Origin of the sequence: Porphyrobacter sp. CACIAM 03H1 (assembly GCF_002215495.1) — a bacterium.
In the GTDB taxonomy this organism is placed as follows: Bacteria; Pseudomonadota; Alphaproteobacteria; order Sphingomonadales; family Sphingomonadaceae; genus Erythrobacter.
The window spans coordinates 638,019-659,968 of record NZ_CP021378.1 but is presented as its reverse complement, the minus strand read 5'-3'; the positions used below and the strand labels follow the sequence as shown (position 1 = coordinate 659,968).

19 protein-coding genes are annotated in these 21,950 nt (G+C 68.6%); 8 read left to right on the top strand and 11 right to left on the bottom strand.

What is annotated here, in order from left to right:
• Positions 1-19: 19 nt before the first annotated feature.
• Positions 20-1,474, top strand: a complete 1,455-nt coding sequence (locus tag CBR61_RS03190; protein ID WP_088913058.1) for an alkaline phosphatase — start codon at positions 20-22, stop codon at positions 1,472-1,474.
• Positions 1,475-1,813: 339 nt separating this feature from the next.
• Here the strand turns inward: CBR61_RS03190 and CBR61_RS03185 are convergent, their stop codons facing one another.
• A complete protein-coding gene (locus CBR61_RS03185) occupies positions 1,814-2,482 on the bottom strand; it encodes a LolA family protein (protein WP_088913057.1) in 669 nt (222 codons plus the stop codon).
• 82 nt (positions 2,483-2,564) lie between these two features.
• Positions 2,565-2,732 (bottom strand): 50S ribosomal protein L33, encoded by a 168-nt coding sequence (rpmG, locus tag CBR61_RS03180; RefSeq protein WP_017664380.1) that lies wholly within the window; start codon positions 2,730-2,732, stop codon positions 2,565-2,567.
• 182 nt (positions 2,733-2,914) lie between these two features.
• Between rpmG and CBR61_RS03175 the strand changes: the two genes are divergently transcribed.
• Positions 2,915-3,637: a class I SAM-dependent methyltransferase gene (locus CBR61_RS03175; RefSeq protein ID WP_088913056.1), complete on the top strand. Its 723-nt coding sequence runs from the start codon at positions 2,915-2,917 to the stop codon at positions 3,635-3,637.
• A 3-nt stretch (positions 3,638-3,640) separates the two neighbouring features.
• Here CBR61_RS03175 and arfB read toward each other — a convergent pair whose 3' ends face one another.
• The 3 genes from arfB to pabB all read right to left on the bottom strand — a co-directional run bounded on the left by arfB (position 3,641) and on the right by pabB (position 6,644).
• Positions 3,641-4,060, bottom strand: coding sequence for an alternative ribosome rescue aminoacyl-tRNA hydrolase ArfB (arfB, locus tag CBR61_RS03170; protein WP_088913055.1), 420 nt, complete (start codon positions 4,058-4,060; stop codon positions 3,641-3,643).
• Positions 4,053-4,715, bottom strand: coding sequence for an RluA family pseudouridine synthase (locus CBR61_RS03165; RefSeq protein WP_088913054.1), 663 nt, complete (start codon positions 4,713-4,715; stop codon positions 4,053-4,055). The genes arfB and CBR61_RS03165 overlap by 8 nt, the downstream gene beginning before the upstream one ends.
• A gap of 114 nt (positions 4,716-4,829) precedes the next feature.
• Positions 4,830-6,644, bottom strand: a complete 1,815-nt coding sequence (pabB, locus tag CBR61_RS03160) for an aminodeoxychorismate synthase component I (protein ID WP_088913053.1) — start codon at positions 6,642-6,644, stop codon at positions 4,830-4,832.
• Positions 6,645-6,744: 100 nt separating this feature from the next.
• Here pabB and CBR61_RS03155 point away from each other — a divergent pair, with 100 nt between their 5' ends.
• Positions 6,745-8,283, top strand: a complete 1,539-nt coding sequence (locus CBR61_RS03155; protein ID WP_172835909.1) for a helicase HerA-like domain-containing protein — start codon at positions 6,745-6,747, stop codon at positions 8,281-8,283.
• Between the two features lie 75 nt (positions 8,284-8,358).
• On the opposite strand, the gene CBR61_RS03150 is transcribed toward CBR61_RS03155, so the two are convergent.
• The 3 genes from CBR61_RS03150 to CBR61_RS03140 all read right to left on the bottom strand — a co-directional run bounded on the left by CBR61_RS03150 (position 8,359) and on the right by CBR61_RS03140 (position 11,136).
• Positions 8,359-8,754, bottom strand: coding sequence for a cupin domain-containing protein (locus CBR61_RS03150; RefSeq protein WP_088913052.1), 396 nt, complete (start codon positions 8,752-8,754; stop codon positions 8,359-8,361).
• Positions 8,751-9,143: a VOC family protein gene (locus tag CBR61_RS03145; RefSeq protein WP_088913051.1), complete on the bottom strand. Its 393-nt coding sequence runs from the start codon at positions 9,141-9,143 to the stop codon at positions 8,751-8,753. The genes CBR61_RS03150 and CBR61_RS03145 overlap by 4 nt, the downstream gene beginning before the upstream one ends.
• Positions 9,144-9,327: 184 nt before the next feature.
• Positions 9,328-11,136 carry an aminopeptidase P family protein gene (locus tag CBR61_RS03140; protein ID WP_088915423.1) on the bottom strand — a complete coding sequence of 603 codons (1,809 nt, stop codon included), beginning with the start codon at positions 11,134-11,136 and terminating at the stop codon, positions 9,328-9,330.
• Positions 11,137-11,258: 122 nt separating this feature from the next.
• On the opposite strand from CBR61_RS03140, the gene CBR61_RS03135 reads away from it, so the two are divergent.
• A complete protein-coding gene (locus tag CBR61_RS03135; protein ID WP_088913050.1) occupies positions 11,259-13,475 on the top strand; it encodes a S9 family peptidase in 2,217 nt (738 codons plus the stop codon).
• Here the strand turns inward: CBR61_RS03135 and CBR61_RS03130 are convergent.
• Entirely contained in the window at positions 13,429-14,109 is a 681-nt protein-coding gene (locus CBR61_RS03130; RefSeq protein WP_088913049.1) for a hypothetical protein, read from the bottom strand. The two genes, CBR61_RS03135 and CBR61_RS03130, sit on opposite strands and share 47 nt — an antisense overlap.
• A gap of 91 nt (positions 14,110-14,200) precedes the next feature.
• On the opposite strand from CBR61_RS03130, the gene CBR61_RS03125 reads away from it, so the two are divergent.
• On the top strand, positions 14,201-14,593 hold the full coding sequence (locus CBR61_RS03125) for an acyl-CoA thioesterase (RefSeq protein ID WP_088913048.1): 393 nt from the start codon (positions 14,201-14,203) through the stop codon (positions 14,591-14,593).
• Between the two features lie 120 nt (positions 14,594-14,713).
• Here the strand turns inward: CBR61_RS03125 and CBR61_RS03120 are convergent, their stop codons facing one another.
• Complete coding sequence (locus CBR61_RS03120; protein ID WP_088913047.1) at positions 14,714-16,453, bottom strand: diguanylate cyclase; 1,740 nt, start codon at positions 16,451-16,453, stop codon at positions 14,714-14,716.
• Between the two features lie 226 nt (positions 16,454-16,679).
• On the opposite strand from CBR61_RS03120, the gene CBR61_RS03115 reads away from it, so the two are divergent.
• The 3 genes from CBR61_RS03115 (at position 16,680) to CBR61_RS03105 (ending at position 19,530) form a co-directional block, all read left to right on the top strand.
• Positions 16,680-17,738, top strand: coding sequence for a substrate-binding domain-containing protein (locus CBR61_RS03115; RefSeq protein WP_088913046.1), 1,059 nt, complete (start codon positions 16,680-16,682; stop codon positions 17,736-17,738).
• 86 nt (positions 17,739-17,824) lie between these two features.
• Entirely contained in the window at positions 17,825-18,961 is a 1,137-nt protein-coding gene (locus CBR61_RS03110; protein WP_088913045.1) for a DUF2157 domain-containing protein, read from the top strand.
• A complete protein-coding gene (locus tag CBR61_RS03105; protein ID WP_088913044.1) occupies positions 18,958-19,530 on the top strand; it encodes a GDYXXLXY domain-containing protein in 573 nt (190 codons plus the stop codon). The genes CBR61_RS03110 and CBR61_RS03105 overlap by 4 nt, the downstream gene beginning before the upstream one ends.
• A 9-nt stretch (positions 19,531-19,539) precedes the next feature.
• Here CBR61_RS03105 and CBR61_RS03100 read toward each other — a convergent pair whose 3' ends face one another.
• On the bottom strand, positions 19,540-21,888 hold the full coding sequence (locus CBR61_RS03100) for a TonB-dependent receptor (RefSeq protein WP_088913043.1): 2,349 nt from the start codon (positions 21,886-21,888) through the stop codon (positions 19,540-19,542).
• Positions 21,889-21,950 lie beyond the last annotated feature (62 nt).

Below are 21,950 nucleotides of genomic sequence, written 5' to 3'. Positions count from 1 at the left end.
GGCATTCCCGGAGACCCGCATGATCCAGACCCGCGCCCTCGTCGCCCTGCTCGCCGCCGCCCTGCCGCTCGGCGGCTGCGTCGCCACCATCAACACCAACGGCGCCACCGGCTACAGCGATACCCGCCCCCCAGCCCCGGCGCCGGGCAAGGCGAAGAACGTCATCCTGTTCATCGGCGACGGCATGGGCATCTCCACCATCACCGCCGCGCGCATCTATGACGGGCAGAAGCGCGGGGAGACAGGCGAGGAGAACAGCCTCAGCTTCGAGAAATTCCCGAACGTGGCGCTGGTCAAGACCTACAACACCAATGCCCAGGTCCCCGACAGCGCGGGCACGGCCACGGCGATGCATTCGGGGGTGAAGACCCGCATCGGCGTGCTCGGCATCGGGCCGGAGGCGGAGAAGGGTGTGTGCAAGGACGCGCTCGCCCACCCGCTGCCCTTGCTGGGCGAGGAGGCGAAGCGGCGCGGCCTCGCGCTCGGGATCGTCACCACCACCCGTCTCACCCACGCCACCCCGGCGAGCGTCTATTCGCGCAGCGCCGACCGCGACTGGGAGAGCGACAGGGACATTCCCGCCGACCAGCAGGGGCAGGGCTGCAAGGATATCGCGCTCCAGCTGGCCGAGGCGCAGTTCGACGTGGCGCTCGGCGGCGGGTCGGGGATGTTCTACGGCAGGAACGGCGGCGGCCGGCGCGCCGATGCAGCCGCCGATCTGCCAGCGCAGTGGGCGGCGAACAACGGGGGCGTGGTGGTCAAGGACGCCGCCGGCCTCGCCGCCGCGCCGATGGACAGGCCGGTGCTCGGCCTGTTCAACCCCAGCCACCTGACCTTCATGGCCGATCGCAAGCCGGATTCGCCCGAGCCGACCCTCACCGACATGACCGCGCAGGCGATCGCGCGGCTGAAGGCAGACCCGGAGGGCTTCTACCTGATGGTCGAGGGCGGGCGGATCGACCACGCGCATCACGCCGGGCAGGCGGGCTATGCGCTGGAGGAGGCGGTCGAGTTCGCGCGGGCGGTGCAATATGCGGTCGAGAACACCGATCCGGCCGAGACGCTGATCATGGTCACGGCCGATCACAGCCACGTCTTCACCATCGCCGGCTATCCGCGACGCGGCAACGACATCCTCGGGCTGGTGGTGCCGCCCGCCGGACGCGGCGAGGACGGCGGCGACGGCACCTCGCCCGCCCCGGCGATCGACGGCAAGCCCTACACCACGCTCGGTTATGCCAATGGCCCGGGCGGGATCCACAAGGACGAGGACGGCGACGGCGAGCACGCGCGCCCCGTGCCGCAGACCGGCCTTGCCGCCCGCCAGCAGGCGCTGGTGCCGCTCCCGTCGGAAACCCACGGCGGCGAGGATGTCGCGCTGTTCGCCACCGGCCCCGGCGCCGAACGGGCGCGCGGAGTGATCGAGCAGAACGTGATCTACGCGATCATCCGCAGGGCACTTGGCTGGGAGTAGGAGATAGAGCCCGGCGGCGCAGCCGCCGCAAGGCCGAACGGCCGCCCGCAGCGATGCGACCTTCAGGTCGCATGAGCGAGGATTTCGCACGCCGGATGGCGTGCGGAACACCAAAAAGCCAAACAAAAACCCCCGACCCGGGGGCGATGGGTCGGGGGTTCCATGGAGCGTTCGTCACGCTTGTGCAAGGCGGGCCCTTGGTGAAGGGTGGGCAACAGGGGGGAAACCTCCCTTCGACCTGCCTTGTTGAGAATGATTAGCCGCTGGAGGCTTTCATTCACATGAACGCCTCCGATTTTTTGTCGCCTCCCTACAACCGTTCGTCGAGCGGCCCGCGATTCAGCCCGGGCGGCGGGCGGTTCGGCGCGGGTCCTTGAAAGTGAAGGCGCTGTCGGCCACCGCCACGCCGTAACGCTGGTTCGACAGGTTCACCCGGGTGCGGTTGTTCTGCGCATCGAGCGCGACCCAATGGGTCAGCTGCAGCCCGCCCGGCGCCGCGGCATTCTTCACGAAGATCAGCGTGATCATGCCGAATTCCGGCTTCTTCGGATCGCGCACCTCGACGCTCAGCACATCGGGGTTCCCGGTCGGCACCAGCTTGCCGTAACGCTTCACGTCCTTGTCGGGATCGAACAGCGCGCCAAGCGGCGAATTGCCGATCGGCCAGCGTTCGACCTGGGCGACCTCGTAGTCGACGACGTAGAGCGACTTGCCGTTGGAGACGACGAGGAAATCGGCGTCCTTGCCATAGTCGAAGCGGATCTTGCCCGGACGCTTCAGCGTCATCACCCCGCGCAGGGTCTGGCCCTGCCGGTCGGTCTGGACGAAATCGGCCTTCATCGTCGAGATCGCCCGGAGCGCGCCGACCACGCGGTCGAGATCGCTGGCGGCCTGTGCGGCGGCGGGCGGGGCGAGGAGGGTGGGCTGGCCGGGGGCAAGCCCCAATGCAAGCGCGCCGGCGCCCAGGGAGAGCGCCAGCGTGCGGGCGAAGGGAAGCTGTCTGATCATGCCGACGCGACTAGGGCCGCAGGCTTGAACTGTCGATGAATTATCGCAACCGCCCGTCTGGGCGGAGGCGGAAGGCCCGATCTTACTTGATCTTGGCTTCCTTGAACTCGACATGCTTGCGCGCCACCGGGTCATACTTCCGGAAGCTCATCTTCTCGGTGATGTTGCGCGGGTTCTTCTTGGTCACGTAGAAGAAGCCGGTGCCCTCGCTCGAGACGAGGCGGATCTTGACGGTGGTGGGCTTCGCCATGGCGGGTTCCTGTCAACTGGGTCGGCCCGGCGGACGTTCACCCGGGCTTGAAAAAGCAAATAGCGGCGCGCCCGGAAGGCCCGGCACACCGCCACACGGGCGCGCCATTCGCCGATTCACGGGGAAAAGTCAAGGCGGCTGGCCGATTGCCCTGCGCCCGCCTGCCGCATAGAGACAGGTCCATGACCGACCCCGATCGCCCGATCGCGCTCGCCGCCTACGAGAGGCTGGCCGAGGCCTATGCCGCCAAGGCCGAGACCAAGGCGGAGAACGGCTACAACGAGCACCCCGCGATCCGCCGGGTGATCGGCGCGGTCGAGGGGCTGGCGGTGCTCGATGCGGGGTGCGGACCGGGGTTCCTGATGCGCGACCTTCTGGCCGCCGGCGCGGCGCGGGTGACCGCCTTCGATGTCAGCCCGGCGATGGTCCGGCTGGCGCAGGCCCGCGCGCCCGCCGCCGAGGTGTTCGTCGCCGACATGGCGCAGCCGCTCGTGGGGCTTAACGATGCAGGGTTCGACCTTGTCGTCTCCTCGCTCGCCATCGATTACGTGCGCGACTGGTCGGTTCCGCTAGGCGAGTTCCGGCGCCTGCTGCGTCCCGGCGGGCGGCTGGTGTTCAGCGTCCAGCATCCGATGGGCGCCTACAAATGGTACAATCCGCCGAGCCCCTTCGGCGTCCAGTATGTCGAGGCCACGTGGAAGGGATTCACCGCCGATCCGGTGGTGGTGCCCGATTACTACCGGTCCTTCGAGGAGATGGTGAATCCGCTGCTGGCGGCCGGATTCGCGCTGCGGGGCGTGCACGAGACCCGCCCCGCGCCCGAACTGGAAGCGATCGATCCGGTCAAATACGCCCGCGGCATGGCCTACCCGACCTTCATGGTGATCGACGCCGCGGCCGCCTGAGCCTCACCAGTCCGAGGCGCTGGGCCGCCCTCGCCCCGCCTTCACCGCGCCGCGCGCCTTCTTGACCTTCAGCCGCTCGGTCTTGCCGACGCGGTTGAGCCGAGTCCTGGCGCGGCGCTTGGGTTCGGTCTGGGCTTCCTCGAGCAGCGCGGCGAGCTTGGCGCGGGCGTCCTGACGGTTGGCTTCCTGCGTGCGGTGCGCCTTGGAGGTGACGATGAGATCGCCGTTCCCCGCCAGCTTTGCCCCCGCAAGCTTCCTCAGCCGCGCGAAGACCGGCGGGCTGAGGCGCAGCGCATAGATGTTGACGCGCAGCTCCACCTCGGTCGCGACCTTGTTGGCGTTCTGCCCGCCGGGGCCGGAACCGGCGAGGAAGCTCTCGCTCGCCAGCCTCAGGGCGCGGGCCGTCAGCGGCTCGTCATCCATCTGTCGCCCCGAGCGCGAGGAAATCCGCCGGCAGCGGCGCCCGGGCCTCGATCGGCGTCTTGCCCGGGCGGGTCACGGTCAGGCTTTCGGCATGGAGCATCGTGCGCTTCGCCCCCGGGGCATTGCCCGCACCATAGACCGGATCACCCAGCAGGGGCGCGCCGAGGCCCTTCAGTGCGTGGACCCTGAGCTGGTGGGTGCGGCCGGTTTCCGGGCGGAAGCGGATCAGGCTGTGGGGGCCAAGCTCCTCCACCAATTCCCAGTGCGAGACCGCCGGCTTGCCCTTCTTCGCCGGGATTATCCGCCAGCCCTTCTCGGCCGAGCTGATCTTGGCGAGGGCGAGCTCGATCGTGCCCTGCGTGCCCGGCGGACGGCCAGCCAGAACGGCGAGGTAGGTCTTGCCCACCAGCCGCTCCTCGAAGGCCCGGTTGAACCGCGCCAGCGCCTTGGGGTTGCGGGCGAGCAGCAGGCAGCCGCTGGTGTCGGTATCCAGCCGGTGCACCGCCACCGGCGCGCGCTGGAAGCCCAGTTTCAGGCGGTCGAGATGATCCTCGAGGCAGATCCCGCCCTTGCGCGGGCGATCCACCGCCATGCCCGAAGGCTTGTCGATGACGAGCGCCTCGCCGTCTTCGTAGAGGATGCGAATGTCGGCCATGAATCTTCTTATCCGTTCGTGCTGAGCTTGTCGAAGCACTGTCCTTCTCTCTGGAAGGCCGGTGCCTGAAGTGGAAAACGGCCCTTCGACAAGCTCAGGGCGAACGGGAAATGGTCACACCAGCACCGCGCGCATCAACCCGCGCAGGGCATTGCCGATCCAGAAGCCTGCGGCCAGATCATCGAGCGTCAATTCTGCCTCGCGCGCGCGGCCCTCGGCGATGAGGTGCCCGCGCAGAACGCCGGGCAGCAGGCCGAGGCTGGCGGGCGGGGTGAGCAGCACGCCATCGGGGCCATCGACGAAGACGCTGGTCCAGCTCCCCTCGGTCACGCACCCGTCGGCGCGCACCAGCAGCGCCTCGTCGGCGCCCAGCGTGCGCGCGGCGGCCAAGGCATCCTCGTAGAAACCGCGATCCGAGGTCTTGTGCGCGAGGCGCCAGTCGGACGGGTCGAGCGGATGGGGGAGCGCGGCGACCTTCACCGGCTCTTCCAGCGGCGCGGGCAAGGGCGCGGTCTCGAGCGCACTCGCCCCGCTGCGCGCGACCAGCAGGCGCACACGGGCAGGGGCGTCGAGTTCGAAGCACAGCGCCTGGATCTGGTTCCTCAGCGCATGGCGATCGAAGGTGAAGCCGAGCGCCCCAGCACTCGCCTTCATCCGCGCAAGGTGGTCCTCGAGCAGGGCAATGCCGCTCTCGGGCTCGAAGCGCATCGTCTCGATCAGGTCGCACTGCGGCGCCGCAAGGCCCGGGGCAGCGCGGCGCAGGAAGCCGGCCTTGACCTCGCACTCGCGCCGTTCGGCCATGGGCTCGCTGTCGGCGACGATTGCCGAGCCGATGCCGAGCACCGCGCTGCCCTGCCCGTTCTCGATCGGCGTGAGCCGCAAGGTGCGGATTGCGACGTTGAAGGCCGCGTTCCCATCCGCATCGATCCGCCCGATCGCGCCGCAATAGGGGCCGCGGGCATCGCGCTCCACCTCGCCCAGCAGTTCCATCGCCCGGATCTTGGGCGCGCCGGTGATCGAACCGCAGGGGAACAGCGCCCGCACGAGGTCCATCGCGCCCCTGCCGGGACTGAGCCTCGCGCGCACCGTGGAGACCATCTGGTGCACCGTCGGGTAGCTCTCGACCGCGAAGGGCGCATCGACCCGCACGCTGCCAGCCTCGGCCACGCGCGACAGGTCGTTCCTCATCAGGTCGACGATCATCAGGTTCTCGGCGCGGTCCTTGACCGAGGCCCCTAGGTCCGCCGCCATCGCCGCGTCGGCGGCCGGATCGGCCATGCGCGGGCGGGTGCCCTTCATCGGCTTGACCTTGGCCTCCCCGCCCGAAAGCGCCACGAACAGCTCGGGCGAGAAACTCAGGAGCCAGTGCGCGCCGTCGAACACAAGCCCGCCATAGCCCGCGCGGCTGCCGTCGCGCAGGGCGGCATAGAGCCCGATCGGATCGCCGCGAAAGGACCCGGCGAGGGGATAGGTGAGGTTCGCCTGATAGATGTCGCCGGCGCGGATCGCCTCGGCCAGCCGCGCGAAGGCAGCGGCATAGCCGCCGGGGGAGAGCTGCGGCTCCATCGGGCCGAGCGTGCCCGGGCCCTGCGCCCGCTCGGCGAGCCAGGCCGGGACATCGGCGGCGGCGATCCGGGGCGGGGCATCGAACAGGCCGAGCCAAACCAGCGGCCCCGCTCCGCCGCTGCGCGCGGCGGCAAGGCCTGCCAGCTTCGGCTCGAGCGCGAGGCCCGCCTCGTAGGCGATGTAGCCCGCCAGCGATCCGCCCCCGGCCACCCGCGCCGCCTCGGCCGCGGCGAGCACGGCTTCGACTTCCTCGGCCCGGCGCGCGGCGAACACCTCGCGCGGCGCCTCGTAGAGCAGCGCATCGGCGGCGGCGTCTTGCGCGCGCGCATCGTCGAGCAGGACAAATGGCGTTGGCGAACCCATCACGCGCAAGCCTTGGCCCAAAGCGGCGCCGCTGTCGAGAACTTGACCGCCGCGCCATGCCCCTGCACATCAGCGGGAGAGCGGTTACAGGGGACGCGAGATGGCGGAAATGGCGGGCGAAATCTTTCTCGGCCTCGGTGCGGACGGGTCGCGGCAGGTGCTGCTGCTCGAACGCTCCAACCGCCACGGGCTGATCGCCGGGGCGACCGGGACCGGCAAGACCGTCACGTTGCAAGGCATCGCCGAAAGCTTCTCGCGCGCCGGGGTGCCGGTCTTCGTCGCCGACGTGAAGGGCGACCTGTCGGGCATCGCCATGCCGGGTTCGCCTACCTTCAAGCATGCCGACAAGCTCGAATCCCGGGCGAAGGAACTGGGCATCACCGACTATGCCTATGCGGACAATCCGGTGATCTTCTGGGACCTCTACGGCGAACAGGGCCACCCGATCCGCACCACGGTGAGCGAGATGGGCCCGCTGCTGCTGTCGCGCCTGCTCGATCTCAACGAGACGCAGGAAGGCGTGCTGCAGATCATCTTCCGCTACGCCGACGAGAACGGGCTGCTGCTGCTCGATTTCGGCGATCTGGCCGCGCTGCTCGCCTGGGCAAACGAGAATTCCGCTGAATTGTCAGGCAAGTACGGCAATGTCTCCAAGCCCTCGGTGGGCGCGATCCAGCGCCAGCTGCTCTCGTTCGAGGCGCAGGGGGCGGACCATTTCTTCGGCGAGCCTGCGCTGGAGATAAACGATTTCCTGAAGGTGGACGATCAGGGGCGCGGCTATGTGAACGTGCTGGCCGCCGACAAGCTGATGCGCAGCCCCAAGCTCTACGCCACATTCCTCCTGTGGCTGCTGGCGGAGCTGTTCGAATCGCTGCCCGAGGTCGGCGATCCCGAGAAGCCCAAGCTGGTGTTCTTCTTCGACGAGGCGCACCTGCTGTTCGACGATGCCCCCAAGGCGCTGCAGGACACCATCGAGAACGTCGTCCGCCTGATCCGCTCCAAGGGCGTGGGCGTGTTCTTCGTCACCCAGAATCCCATCGATATCCCGGAGGAAGTCGCAGGCCAGCTGGGCAACCGCGTGCAGCACGCCCTGCGCGCCTTCACGCCGCGCGACCAGCGCGCGATCAAGGCGGCGGCGGAGACCTTCCGGGTCAATCCCAGGCTCGATGTCGAGAGTGCGATCACCGAGCTCAAGGTCGGCGAGGCGCTGGTCTCGACGCTCGATGGGGACGGCGCGCCGACCATCGTGGAGCGCACGCTGATCAAGCCGCCGCGCTCGCGCCTCGGGCCGGTGACGCCCAAGGAACGTGCGATCATTCAATCCATCAGCCCGCTTGAGGGCAAGTACGACACTCGCGTCGACCGGGAGAGCGCGGCGGAGGTGCTCGCCGCCAAGGCCGCCGATGCCGCCGCCACGGCCGCCGAGGTGGCCGAGAAGGGGCGCGAGGAAGTCGCCAAGCGCGAGCGCAGGACGCCCTCGGTGTGGGAGAAGGCGGGCAAGAGCGCCGTGACCGCTGCCAGCGGTTCGCTCGCCTCGATGGCGGTCGCGATGGTGCTCGGCAAGAAATCGGGCGCCGATCCGCTGCGCACCGGGGCGACCGCCTTCGTGCGCAACATCATCGGCGGGCTGATGCGCTGACGCCCCCCTGACGACAGGGGGACGACATCGCGACGACCGCGCAACGACTGCGCCACGCCCGCACCTGTCCGAGACCTAGCGCGGCCGGTGCTGCGTGCCCTCCCCGGCAGTGATGAAGATCGCGCTCGCGGCCTCGGGCACATCGGCGGTGTGCCACACGCCGGCCGGGTTGATCGCGTATTCGCCCGCCGCGAGCGGGGTTTCCTCGATCCGCCCGTCGGGATGCTCCTGCACCAGCACCATCGCGCCGGAAATGCAGATCACCACCTCGTCGCCCGCCGGGTGCATCTCCCACGATGTCCAGCTGGTCGAGAAGGCATATTGCGAGACCAGCCGCCCTTCCGCCCCGTCCGAGGCATGGCGGGCGGCATAACCCTCGTACCATTCCATCCCCGAGAAGGGCGGCTCCTCCACCGCCCTCGCCCCGAGGCCGAGATGAACGAACCGCTCCTCCAGCCGGGGCGCGCTCATTCCCCCGTCTTTTCGGGGGCGACCATGCAGAAGGCATTGAGCTTGTTGCCATCGGGATCGCGGAAATAGGCGGCGTAGAAACCGTCCTCCCCGCGCGGGCCGGGTGCGCCCTCGTCGCTCCCGCCGTGCGCCATCGCCGTGTCGTAGACCGCGTGGACCTGTTCGGGCGATTTCACCTCGAGCGCGACCATCACCCCGTTGCCGACCGTGGCCGGCTGACCGTCGAAGGGCAGGGTCGCCGCGATCCCCGGCGCGCCGCCCCATTCGCCCCAGGCGATGAAGGCTTCCGTGTCCATCATCCGCCCCACGCCGAAATGGGCGGCGAGCGCGTCATAGAAGGCCGCAGCGCGCGGCAGGTCGTTGGTTCCGAGGGTGACGTAGCCGATCATTCTGTGTTCCTCCCATGCGAATCGATGGAGGAACATTACCGGAACATTGGGGTTGTAACAAGCGGTGCCTGGCCACCCCGTTTCCGTTCGGGCTGAGCTTGTCGAAGCCCTGTCCTTTCCCTTTGAAAACTGCGCAAAGGGAAGAAGTTCGGTCCTTCGACAAGCTCAGGACGAACGGGCTTTTTCAAAGCGGCGCCGTTTCCCGCTCCACCCACGCCAGATCCTCGCCGGACAGGCGGGGCGAGAGAATCGCGCGCACCTTGGCATGGTAGGCGTCCACCCACGCCACTTCCTCCGCCGTCAGCAGGCTCTTGTCGATCAGCCGGCGGTCCAGCGGCACGAAGGTCAGGGTCTCGAAGCCGAGCCAGCGCCCCTCCATCCCGGCAATCTCCCGCTCCTCGACCAGCACCAGGTTCTCGATCCGGATGCCAAAGGCGCCGGGCTTGTAGTAGCCCGGTTCGTTGGAGAGGATCATCCCCGCGAACAGCTCCTGCCCGGTGCCCGCCTGCCCGCCGTTGGGCTTGGCGATGCGCTGCGGGCCCTCGTGCACGGCGAGCACGCTGCCCACCCCGTGCCCGGTGCCGTGGGCGTAATCGACGCCCGCTTCCCAGAGATACTGCCGCGCCAGCACGTCGAGCTGCCCGCCACTGGTCCCTTGCGGAAAGACCGCGCGGGCGAGCTGAATGTGGCCCTTCAACACGCGGGTGTTGCGATCGCGCATTTCCTGCGTCGGCTCGCCCGGCCCGACCCACACGGTGCGGGTGATGTCGGTGGTGCCGCCGGGATACTGCCCGCCCGAATCGACGAGGTAGATCGAGGAGGGCGGGATCGGGATATTGCTGTCCTCGTCGACCTTGTAGTGCGGCAGGGCGGCATGGCCCGCGGCGGCCGAAATGGTGTCGAAGCTGAGGTCGGAGAGGCCCGGGTCCTCCTCGCGGAAGGACTGGAGCCGCGCCGCGGCCGAGAGTTCGTCGACGCCGCCCTTGGGTGCCTCGATCTCGAGCCAGCGCAGGAAGCGGCTCACCGCCGCCCCGTCGCGCGCCTGCGCATCGCGCTGGCCGTCCTGTTCGGCGGGGTTCTTGATCGCTTTCGCGAGGATCGTCGGGTCCTGCTTGAAGGCGAAGCTCGCGCCGCCTGCCCGCAAGCCCTGCGCGATGCCGACCACCGCGAAATCAGGATCGAGCGCGACGCTTTTCCCTGCGAATTCGCTCGTGAGCGCACCCTCGAACGCCGCACGCTCGCGGATCGTCACCGCGTTGCCGAGGTGGCGGGCGAGTTCGGGCGTCACCTTCTCGGGCGCGATGAACAGTTCGGCGCTGCCGTCCTTATGGGCGATCACATAGGACAGGGCGACGGGGGTGTGCGGCACGTCGGCGCCCCGGATGTTGAGCAGCCATGCGACCGAATCGAGCGCCGGGATCACCACCGCGTCGTGGCCCTCATTCGCCAGCCAGTCGGCCACGGCAGCGCGCTTGTCGGCCGAGGAGCGGCCCGCGCGGGCCTCGTCGTGAGGAACGGCAACGGCGGGCGAGGCGGCGGGGCGATCGGCCCAGACGGCATCGACCGGGTTGCCCTGCGCCGGGACCATCGTGATACCCTTCGGCTCCACCCGCTTCTCCAGCGCCTCGACCCAGGCCCAGGTGTGGAGCCAGGGATCATAGGCGATCCTCGCCCCGCTCTCGCACACCTCGGCCAGCCAGCCACCGAGGGTGTCCTTCGGGACCGAGCGGTATTCGAACAGGTTCCCGTCGACCTGCTCGCGCACCTGCACGGTGTAGCGCCCGTCGACGAAGATCGCGGCATGGGTCAGCGTGACGCAGGCGAAGCCCGCCGAGCCGCCGAAGCCCGTCAGCCACTTCAGCCGCTGGGCATAGTCGCCGACATATTCGCTCATGTGCTCATCGCTGATGGGGACGACGAAACCGTCGAGCCCCCGCCGCTTCAATTCCTCGCGCAGGGCAGCAAGGCGCGCTTCGTGGGTCTGCATCAGCATGTCGTCGATCCTCTGGCGAAGGCGCGGGCACTTGCCGCGCATCATTGTCGCATTACAACCGCATCATAGGCCCGACGGGCTTGTGTTTCCACCCGCACCGACACACGGGAGCCTGCAACCCGATGCTTCGCCCTATCAGCCTTGGCGCTCTTGCCTGCGCGCTAGCCGCCACCACCTTTGCCCCGGCCGCCGTGGCCGCCAACAACGAGGATTCCGCCCGCGTGACCACCGCTCCCGCCGCCGCTGCCGAGATCAAGCCTCCCGTCGCCGCCAAGCGTCCGCACACCTTCACGCATCACGGGATCACCGTCGAGGACCCCTACGACTGGCTCTACGACAAGTCCTATCCGGTGGTCGACGACGAGGAGGTGCTCGCCCACGTCAAGGCCGAGAACGCCTATTTCGAGGCGAAGATGGAGGGCCAGAAGGCGCTCACCGAGGCGCTGTTCACCGAGATGCGGGCGCGCATCAAGGAGGACGATTCGACCGTGCCCCAGAAGGACGGTGACTGGCTCTACTGGTCCGAGTTCGAGGAAGGCGCGCAGTATCGCAAGCACTATCGCAAGCCTGTCGCCGGGGGCGAGGCGCAGCTGCTGATCGACGAGAACGCGCTTGCCGAAGGCCACGAATATTTCAGCCTCGGCGCGGCCTCGGTCAGCCAGAACGGGCGCTTCCTCGCCTATTCGACCGACACCAGCGGCTCGGAACGCTACACCGCGCGGATCAAGGACCTCACGACCGGCGAGCACCTGCCCGACGTGCTCGAGAACCTGCGCGGCGGGCTGGTGTGGGTGAAGAACGACACCGCACTGGTCTACGGCCCCTCGACCGAGGAATGGCGCACGCTGGAGGCGAAGCTCCACGTGATCGGCACACCGGTGGAGAGCGATGTGACGCTCTACAAGGAGGAGGACCAGTCCTTCGGCGTCGGCACCGGCCTCAGCGCGCAGGAGGACTGGCTGATCATCGCCACCGGCGACAACGAGACGAGCGAGGTGCGACTCGTCCCCGCCGCCGATCCCACCGCCGCCCCGATCCTCGTGAAGCCCCGGAAGAAGGGCGTCGAATACAGCGTCGACGTGCGCGACGGCGAGCTGTGGGTGTGGACCAACGACGATCACATCAACTTCCGCCTCGCCAAGGCGAAGCTGGAGACGCCGGGCGAGTGGCAGACCGTCATCCCCGGGTCGGACGATTTCTACCTGACCGATTTCGACCTGTTCAAGGACTTCTTCGTCACGGAAGGACGCCTGAACGGGCTCGACCAGATCCAGCTGCGATCCTACGCCGATCCGGCGAAGATCACCCCGATCACCTTCCCCGAGCCGAGCTACACCGCCGGGCTCGGCAACAACCCCGAATACGACATGAAGAAGCTGCGGCTGTCCTACCAGTCGATGGTGACGCCGGGGACGGTCTATGACTACGACGTGGCCACGGCCAGGCTGACGACGCTGAAGACGCAGGAGATCCCGAGCGGCTACGACCCCTCGCTCTACGTCTCCGAGCGCCTGACCATCACCGCGCGCGACGGGACGCAGGTGCCGGTGAGCGTGCTGATGCGCAAGGACCGCGCCGAGATCCTCAGGAAGGCCGGGATCGAGGGGCCGGGGCCGCTCCACCTCTATGCCTATGGCGCCTATGGCTATGCCATCCCGCCGGGCTTCTCGACCACGCGCTTCAGCCTCGTCGATCGCGGCTTCGCCTATGCCATCGCGCATATCCGCGGCGGGGACGATCTCGGACGGCGCTGGTATCTCCAGGGCAAGCTGTTCGAGCGGACCAACACCTTCAACGATTTCGTCGACGCCGGGCGCGGGTTGATCGCGAAGGGCTACACCGCGGAAGGGATGGTCACTGCCAGCGGCGGCTCGGCGGGCGGCGAGCTGATGGGGGCGATCGTCAACCAGGACCCGGCGCAATACGGCGCGATCGTCGCCCACGTGCCCTTCGTCGACGTGCTCAACACGATGCTCAACGAAAAGCTGCCGCTCACCCCGGGCGAATGGCAGGAATGGGGCAACCCGATCGAGAGCCGCGAGGCTTTCGAATACATCCGCTCCTATTCGCCCTACGATCAGGTGTCGGCCCAGGCCTATCCGCCGATGCTGGTGACCGCAGGGCTAAACGACCCGCGCGTGACCTATTGGGAGCCGGCCAAGTGGGTCGCGCGCCTGCGCGAGCTGAAGACCGACGACAACCTGCTGCTCCTGAAGACCAACATGGGCGCAGGCCACGGCGGGCAATCGGGGCGCTGGAACAGCCTCAGGGAAACGGCGGAGGAATTCGCCTTCATCCTGTGGCAGATGGGGATGGCCCCGAACCCGTCGCGAGACTGACCAGCTCCGGGGGAAGCGACACGCCGTAGTCGAGCGCTTCCTCCGCCAGCAGGATGACGATGCTCTCCATCTCGGGGCCGAACATCGCCAGCTTGAGGTAAAGCTCGGGCACGGCGCGGATCAGGCCGAAGCCCGCTTCCTTGCCGAACACCGGGATCGGGCCGGCGGGCAGCGGGCGCTTGTCGAGATCGGGGGTGAGCTGCCACACCATCCCGACCTTGCGGCTGTTGAAGATCGCCATCAGCCGGCCATAGTCGGCCGCCAGCAGGACCGAGGGCATCGCCGCGAGATAGCGGCAGGCGGCAACCGCCGCCGCGCGGTCGCGCAGGCCCAGCGCGCCCTCTAGCCAGCCAAGCGTGCGGCGCACGTCCTCGCGCGTGGCATCGTCGGCATGGGCGACGAGATGGTCGTAGCCGCGCAGCGCCCGGTTCCACCCGCGCGGATCGCGCGCGACCTGATCCCAGAAGATGTCGACCGCATCGGCGATCGTCTCGAGCTTGCCATCCTGGTGGGCGAAGATGCCTTCCGGGCCGATGTAGAGGCTGCGCGCGCCCGCGCGCTTGCCGCTGAAATCGACGGGCGGACGAATGCCGCGGTCGGGCTTGGGGGCGGGATCGGGCGGGTCTTCGCTCATGACGGGCACCCTAGCACGGGCAGGCTAACAAGCCCTTGCCTTCGGCGCCCCTCCTTGCCCCGTCAGCCCCGCGCGGCTAGGCCCTGCGGCCATGCCCTCGACCTTCACCCGCACCTTCGTGGCCGCACCCGGACACATCGACGAACTCGGCCACGTCAACAACACGGTGTGGGTGCAGTGGATCCAGGACATGGCGACCGCGCACTGGGACGCCGTGGCGCGGCCCGAGGACCGGGCGGCGTTCTTCTGGGTCGTGGTGCGGCACGAGATCGACTACCGCGGCAACGTGTCCGAGGGCGAGAGCGTCACCGCGACGACATGGATCGAGGGCCCGGCGCAAGGCGCGAAGTCGCTGCGGCGGGTGGAGTTCACCGACGCTGCCGGAAAGCGCCTCGTCAGCGCGGCGACGACCTGGGCGATGCTCGACCGCGCGTCCGGAAGGCTCGCGCGGGTGCGGCCCGAGGTGCTGGCGGCGTTCCTGTAAGGCCAACCGAAGTTCCGTTCTTGCCGAGCTTGTCGAGGCACTGTCCTTCTTCGCGTCAAGCGCAGGATCGAACGAGAAGTGCTGCCCTTCGACAAGTTCAGGGCGAACGGAGTGTACCCCTCAAGCCGCTTCCTCGCGCCGCGCGCGCGCGGCGGGGGGCTCGTTGAAGACCGTCAGGCGCTCGTAGGCGAGCCGGTTGCGCCCGCTCGCCTTGGCCTCGTACATCAGGGCATCGGCGCGGGCGTAGAACTCGGCGAAGGCCATCTTGTGGCGGCCCGCATCGCCCATCACCACCACGCCCATGCTGGCCGTGACCGGCAGGTCGAGCCCGGGCACCTCCTTGGCGATGCGCATCGGGATCGCCTGCCGCAGCGCCTCGGCACGCTCGAGCGGCCGTGGCCCGCGCAGCAGCACCACGAATTCCTCGCCGCCGAGCCTGACCGCGACTGCATCGCGGTCTCCGCTGGCACGGATCGCGCTGGCGCAGGCGACCAGCGCGGCATCGCCGACCTGGTGGCCGTGGAGGTCGTTGATCGCCTTGAAGCGGTCGAGATCGACCAGCGCGAAGGTGTCGAAGCCCTGCGCCAGCAGCTCTTCGAAGCGCGCCTCGATCGCGCGGCGGTTCATCAGGCCGGTGAGCGAATCGCGGGTCGAGATCTGCTCGAGCATCCTCGCCTCGGTCAGGGCGGCGTCGCGCTCGCGGCGCAGCGCGAGGAAGCGGTCGGCGATGGCGAGCGAGATCACCACCACCTCGATCCCGACCGCGACGTAGAGCATCTGGTCGAGGCTCGATGGGCCGACGTGCCAGCCGAGCCCGCGCAGCAGCCGTTCAACCGATGCGGTGATGATCGGCAGCCAGGCCAGCGCGATGAAGCGCGCCGAGCGGCTGCCGCGCAGGACCGCCTCGATCACGGCCGCGCTGATCACCGCGATGGCGGGCAGGAAGGTGACGAAATAGGCGACATCGTCGAAGGGCTGGGTGGCATCGAGCTGGAGCGCGAAGAAGCCCGGCACGAACATCGTGAACCAGCCGGTCGCGACCGTCACCCGGCGCATCAGGCGCGACTGCGCCCCGCGTTCGAGGAAGGCGACGAGGAACAGCGCCGAAATCCCCGCCCCGACAGCCCATGACAGCGGCGCCAGCACCGCCATCAGCGTCACCGGCAGGGTGACAAAGGCCGAGGCCAGCCCGCCGGCAGTCAGGACATAGACCATCATCGCGCTCACCATCGCGGCGTGCAGCACCACGAAACGTTCGCGCAGCACCACGAAGAAGCTGATGTCGAACAGCAGCGGCAGCACCAGCATCCCCGTCACGAAGGCGAGCAGCATCATGTCGATCTGCGACCATTCCGCCTTGCCCGGGTCATGGGTGATGCGCGCCTCGGTGAGCAGCGGGATCGAATGCGGTCCCTCCACCTGCGCGAAAAGCAGTTCGGTATCGGCAGTGACCTCCGGCAAGGGCAGCTGGAACACCGGGCCGGCGGCAAAGGGCGTGCCCTCGGCCTCGGTCAGGCGGCGCGACCGGATCGTGCCATCGGCATCCACGGCGTGGAAGGTGATCGCGTCGAAGCGCGCGATGCGGGTGAAGAAATAGCGCGGGGTCTTCTGGCCCTGCCAGCTTTCCGCCTCGAACCGGAGCCACGCCGCCGGCACGTCGGACCGCCAGCGGGTGTTGTCGCAGATCCATGCCTCGCGCGCACGCAGCGCCGCCACGCCGGCATCGGCTCCGGGCGCCGCATGGCAGGCCGGAGCGAAAGTCGGCACCACATGATCGTCCGCCGCTGCCGGGCGCGCAACGCCGAGCGCCAGCACAACAGCGACCAAGCCGAGCCGGAAAAGGAGGCGGACAAATGCCATGTCCGGGCGCGTAGCATGAAAGCCCTTACGATGCTGTTAAGCTGCGTAGTTCCACTTCGGCGGCTTTTTCATCCGAATTCAACTAATTGCATTTGGCGCAAGTATCGGTCGCGCGCGTGCCGGAGCGCCTGACGGCGATGTCTCCGCAGGCGTAACCGCGTTGTCATGAAAGCGTCGTAGAGCGCCCCGCGCGACGGCATCTGCCTATCGCCGATCAGGATCATTCATGGCACATCGAACCTCTGCGTTTCTCAAGACCGGCGCCGCTCTGGCGCTTGCCGCCACCACCCTTGCCGCCTGCGACAGCGGCGGGACAGGGGCGCAATCGGTCCACGCCGTCGGCTCCTCGACGGTCTATCCCTTCGCCAAGCTGGTGGCCGAGAACTTCTCGCGCACCTACCCCGACATGCGCTCGCCGCTGATCGAATCCACCGGCACCGGCAACGGCATTCAGCTGTTCTGTTCGGGGCTCGGTCCCAACACCCCCGACATGGTCAACGCCTCGCGGCGGATGAAGCCCTCGGAATTCGATAGCTGCGTGTCGAACAAGGTCGACGAGGTGATCGAGCTGCAGGTCGGGCTGGACGGCATCGTGTTCGCCTCGGCCAAGGGCGGGATCATGCTCAACCTCTCGCCCAAGACGGTCTACGAGGCGCTCGCCGCGCAGCCCTATGGCCGTCCGCAGACGGCGAAGACCTGGAAGGACGTCGATCCGGCGCTGCCCGCCGATCCGATCCTCGTCTATGGCCCGCCGAGCACCTCGGGCACGCGCGACGCGCTCAAGGAGCTGGTGCTGCTGGCGGGTTGCAAGTCCAATCCCGAGATGAAGGCGCTCAAGGAGAGCGACGAGGACAAGTTCAACCAGATCTGCACCGAGGTGCGCGACGACGGCGGCTATGTCGACCAGGGCGAGCAGGACAACCTGATCGTCCAGAAAATCGTCGGCAACCCGCGCGCGGTCGGCGTCTTCGGCTTCTCCTACATGGAGGAAAACGCCGACCGGGTGCAGGGCTTGCCGATGAACAGCGTGCCCCCGACCTACGAGAACATCGCCAGCTTCGCCTATCCCGGCGCACGGCCGCTGTTCGTCTACGTCAAGAAATCGCACATGCGCGCGATCCCCGGGCTCGAGGACTTCATGAAGGAATGGGTCAAGAGCTGGGGCCGGGAAGGCCCGCTGGCACGCATCGGGATGGTCGCCATGCCGCCCGAGACGATGCAGGCCAACGCCGCCAAGGTGCAGGGCATGACCGTGCTGACCAAGGCGGAGCTCGAATCCGAGTAAGCGGGTTCTTGTTGCCCTACCGCTTCGCTGCTTGAGGGCGTCCTGCCATGATTGCGCCGCTGATGGCGGGGCGCTAGGCTCCTCGCATGAGCGCGCGCAAGATCGCCCAGTGGCATGACGCCGGCCTGATCGACGCCGCGACGCGCGATCGCCTCACTGCGTACGAGGCCGACCACGCCCGCCCGCTGCTGCTGTGGGCGGTGTGGGGCATCGGCGCGCTCGCCATCGGGCTCGGCCTCATCTCGGTGGTGGCGGCCAACTGGGAGGACATCCCGGGGCTTGTGCGCCTGTCGGTGCATCTGGCGCTGATCGCCGGCTTGCTGGGCCTGCTGTTCGCGCGCGAGGACCGGCTGGCGGCGCAATCGCCGTGGGCCGTCGAGGCTCTTGCGTTCATTGCCGCGGCGCTCGGGCTCACCTTCTTCGGGCATCTCGGGCAGGTCTACCAGACCTCCTCGCCCCTGTGGCAGCCGCTTGGCCTGTGGCTGGCGCTCTTCGCGCCCATGCTGGTGCTGACGGGGCGGAGCTGGCCTACGGCTGCGGCGCTGATGGGCGGGGCGGTGTGGTGCGCGTGGGACTATGCGACCTCGCGTAACGGCGACCCCGACCTTGCGCGCCAGCTATGGCTCGCCACGGTGCTGACCGCGCCGGTGTTCTTCGCTCCGCTCGGCGCATGGCTGCAGAGCCGCAGCGCGCGCGAGGATTTCTGGTGCGACCTCGAGGAGCTCGCCTTCACCTATGCCGTCGGCTCTGCCTCCCTCGCGACCGCCATCGCGGCGTGGGACGGCTTCGGCGACCGGAACGTCGCCGGCGAATGGGCGAGCGTGCTCCTCGCCGGCGCGCTCGGCGCGCTGGCCGGGACGGGGGTGATCGCGGCGCGCTCCGGGATCTCGGGACGGATGACGGGGATCGTGATCATCGGTGCGGGAGCGACCGTGCCCCTTGCCTACCTGCTGAGCGGACAGACCGTCCCGGCCGCGCTCGCGTTCTTCGCGCTATGGACCGGGATTGCCGCTGCGGCGCTGGCAGCATCGTGGCGGGTGCTGTTCCAGATCGCCGTCGGGCTGATCGCGGTGCGGCTGATCATCCTCAGCTTCGAACTCGCCGCGGACCTGCTGATGAGCGGCTTCGGGCTGATCCTAGCCGGGGTGATGATCCTCGTGGTTGCGTGGAGCGCGGTGCGGGTCTCGAGGCGCTTCGCCCCCCGCAAGGGAAGCGCCGCATGAGCCGCCCGAAGCACGCAGGCGCGCGCCTCCTCGCCGCGATCCTCCCCGTCGCGGGCCTCGCGGGTCTCTGGGCGACGAGCGACAGGGCCTACAACGCGGGCACCGAATGGGAAGTGCCGATCCAGGGATACGACCCGCGCGATTTCCTGCGCGGGCACTATGTCGAGTTCGGCTACGACTGGCCGGGGATCGACGAGTTCAGCAACCTGCCGCTCGAGGCCCTGTGCCTCGAAGGCGCGGCACCCTCGCTGGCGCGGGTCGGGCCCATTTCTGCCGATGCACCTTGCCGCGGCGCGCGGGTCCGGGCCGACGGCAGCGGCGTCTACGGCTGGGAGGCCCTGACCCGCGGCCGCCTCTACATCGGGCAGGAGCGCGCCGCGCAGCTTCAGGAGCAGCTCCAGAACCGCGACCAGCGCGGAATCGTGACGATCCGCCAGCGCGAGGACGGCAGCTTCACGCCCGTCGCGATCCGCTTCCGCCCGCTCACCCCCGCCGAGATCGCAGAGCGCGACGCGCAAAGCGAACGGGCGGAGGACACGCGTCCCCCGCCCGCCATCATGTCGCAGTAGCGCGCGCGATCAGAACCGCGCGGTGACTTCCACCCCGTAGAAGCGCGGCTCGCCCGGGATGAAGGTCGGGATCGTGAAGGCCCCGCCGGTGTTGCCAGCATCGAGCAGGAAGTCCTCGTTGAAGGCGTTCCTGATGAAACCTGCGATCTCGTAGCGCGCATCGGCGAAGCTCAGGCCCGCACGGGCGTTGACCAGCGTCACCGGGCCTTGAGAGATCAGCGCGGTGTTGGGCACCTGGAAGAAGATCGTGCTGCGGTGGGTGATGCTGGGCGTGGCGAAGAACCGCGCCCCGCCGAAGTCGTAATCGACCGTGAAGCCGCCCGAGGCCTGCCATTCCGGCTGGAGGCGGAAGCGCGATCCGGCGAAGGTGCCGTTGGCCGGATCATCGTCGATCCCGCCGTCGATATAGCCGAAGTTGCCGAAGACGTTGAGCCAGCTCGTCACGTCGACCGCCAGTTCGCCCTCGACCCCGAGGTTGCTCGCCGAACCGGCGCTGCGGGTCTGGAAGGCGCCGGTCGGGTTGCCGTTGGCATCGAGCACCGGGACCGAGACCTGGAAGTTGTCGTAGACCTGGTAATAGACCCCGAGCGAGCCCGATACGCGGCCGGTGGCGAGCTTGATCCCGCCCTCGTAGTTCCACACGATCTCTTCCAGCACGTCGGTGCGGTTGGCGAGCACGTCGGTGCCCTGGCGCCGTGCGTTGACCTGCACCACCGGCGAGCGGCGGCCCTTGGAGACGGTGGCGAAGACGTTCACGTCGTCGCTCACGCGGTAGAGCGCGTTGAAGCGCGGCAGCACCGCGCCGAAGCGGTCGTCGGCGACGAAGGTCTGGCCGCGGGTGTCGATCTGCCCGGGGATCAGCGGACCGCCGGTCAGCCGCGCGTTGGGCACCCGCGCGAAGAAGCCCGAGCGGCGGTATTCGTCGAGGAAGCGCACGCCCGCGGTCAGCTCGAGCGCGTCGAAGGGGATCCAGGTGGCGTCGGCGAAGACCGAATAGGCCTCGTTGCGGCCCTGGTTCTCGAACACCGAACTGTACTGGAAGTTGGTGATGCCCTGCGCGGGCACGCTGCCATTGGCCGCGACGCAGGGGGTGGCGCCGAACGGGCGGCCTGCGGGGGGCACACCGAACAGTGTAGTCAGGCACTGGAGGAACAGGCCTTCCTCGCTGGCGAAGGGCACGTTCTGGCGGCCGTCTTCGATGAAGGCGTTCCAGCCGAAGCTCGCGCGCAGCGTGTCGCCCGAATAGGTGAAGCGGCCTTCGTGGCTGAACTGCCAGCCATCGGCGATTTCCGAGAATTCGAGGAAGGGCGCGGCGGTGCCGTCGGCGTCGAACACCTCGCGGCTGTCGAACTCGCGGTAGCCGTTGACCGTGGTGAAGGACCAGTCGTCCTCGAACTGGTAGTCGAGCGTCAGGTTGAGGTCATAGACCTCGCGGTTGAGGCCGAGCTGGTCGTCGCCCAGCGCCGCAGCCCCCGCCGGGTTGCCGCCGAGATTGGCGGGGACGAAGGCGTTGGCCGGGCCGCCGGGCGAGGCGCTCGAGCCGGGGAAGCGCGCCGAGATGAAGGGCGTGCCGCCGTTCCGCTGCTGGTCGTAGGTGCCAATCAGGTCGATGGTCAGGTCGGTCGTCGGCGTCCAGCGCAGCGAGGCGCGCAGACCGAGCTGGTCCTGCGCGTAGAGATCCTTCTCCTGGTTCGGGCTGAGGTTCTCGACATAGCCGTCCCGCGTGCGCCACTCGCCCGCGAGGCGGAAGGCGATGGTGTCCGAGCCGACATTCACGAAGCCGCCGAGCAGGGTCTGGTTGAAGTTGCCGTAGCCGCCGCGGACTTCCGCCGAGAAGCCCTCGCGCGGGCGGGCCGAGACGAGGCTGATCGCGCCGACCGCGCTGGCCGTGCCGAACAGGGTCGCCTGCGGGCCCTTGATCACCTCGACGCGCTCGAGATCGTAGATCGCCTGGTACGACCCGCGCGAGCGCGAGATGTCGATGCCGTTGTAGTAGAGCGTGACGCGCGGACCTTCCTGCGCCGAGCCCGAGTCCGAGGTGATGCCGCGGATCACGACGCCGGGGTTGTTGGCGCTCTGCTCCTGGATGAGGAGGCCGGGGGTGTAGTAGGACAGCTCGTCGAGATCGGTGACGCCCAGTTCGCGGATTCGCTCTCCGCCCAGCGCCGAGATGGTGATCGGCACGTCCAATGCGCGCTGTTCGATCTTCTGGGTGGTGACGATGATCTCGTTGCCCGAGTTCTTCTGGTCCTGGGCGGCGGCGGTGTCGCTGTCCTGCGCGAAGGCGATCTGCGGCGCGGCGGCGAGAATGGCGGCGAGCGCGATCAGCGACGCGCGGGGGGAGAGGGTGCGGGTCATGTCATGGCTTCCCTGTTGCGTGAGAGAGGCCCTGCCCGTGGCACCCGATGGTGACGGCTGCG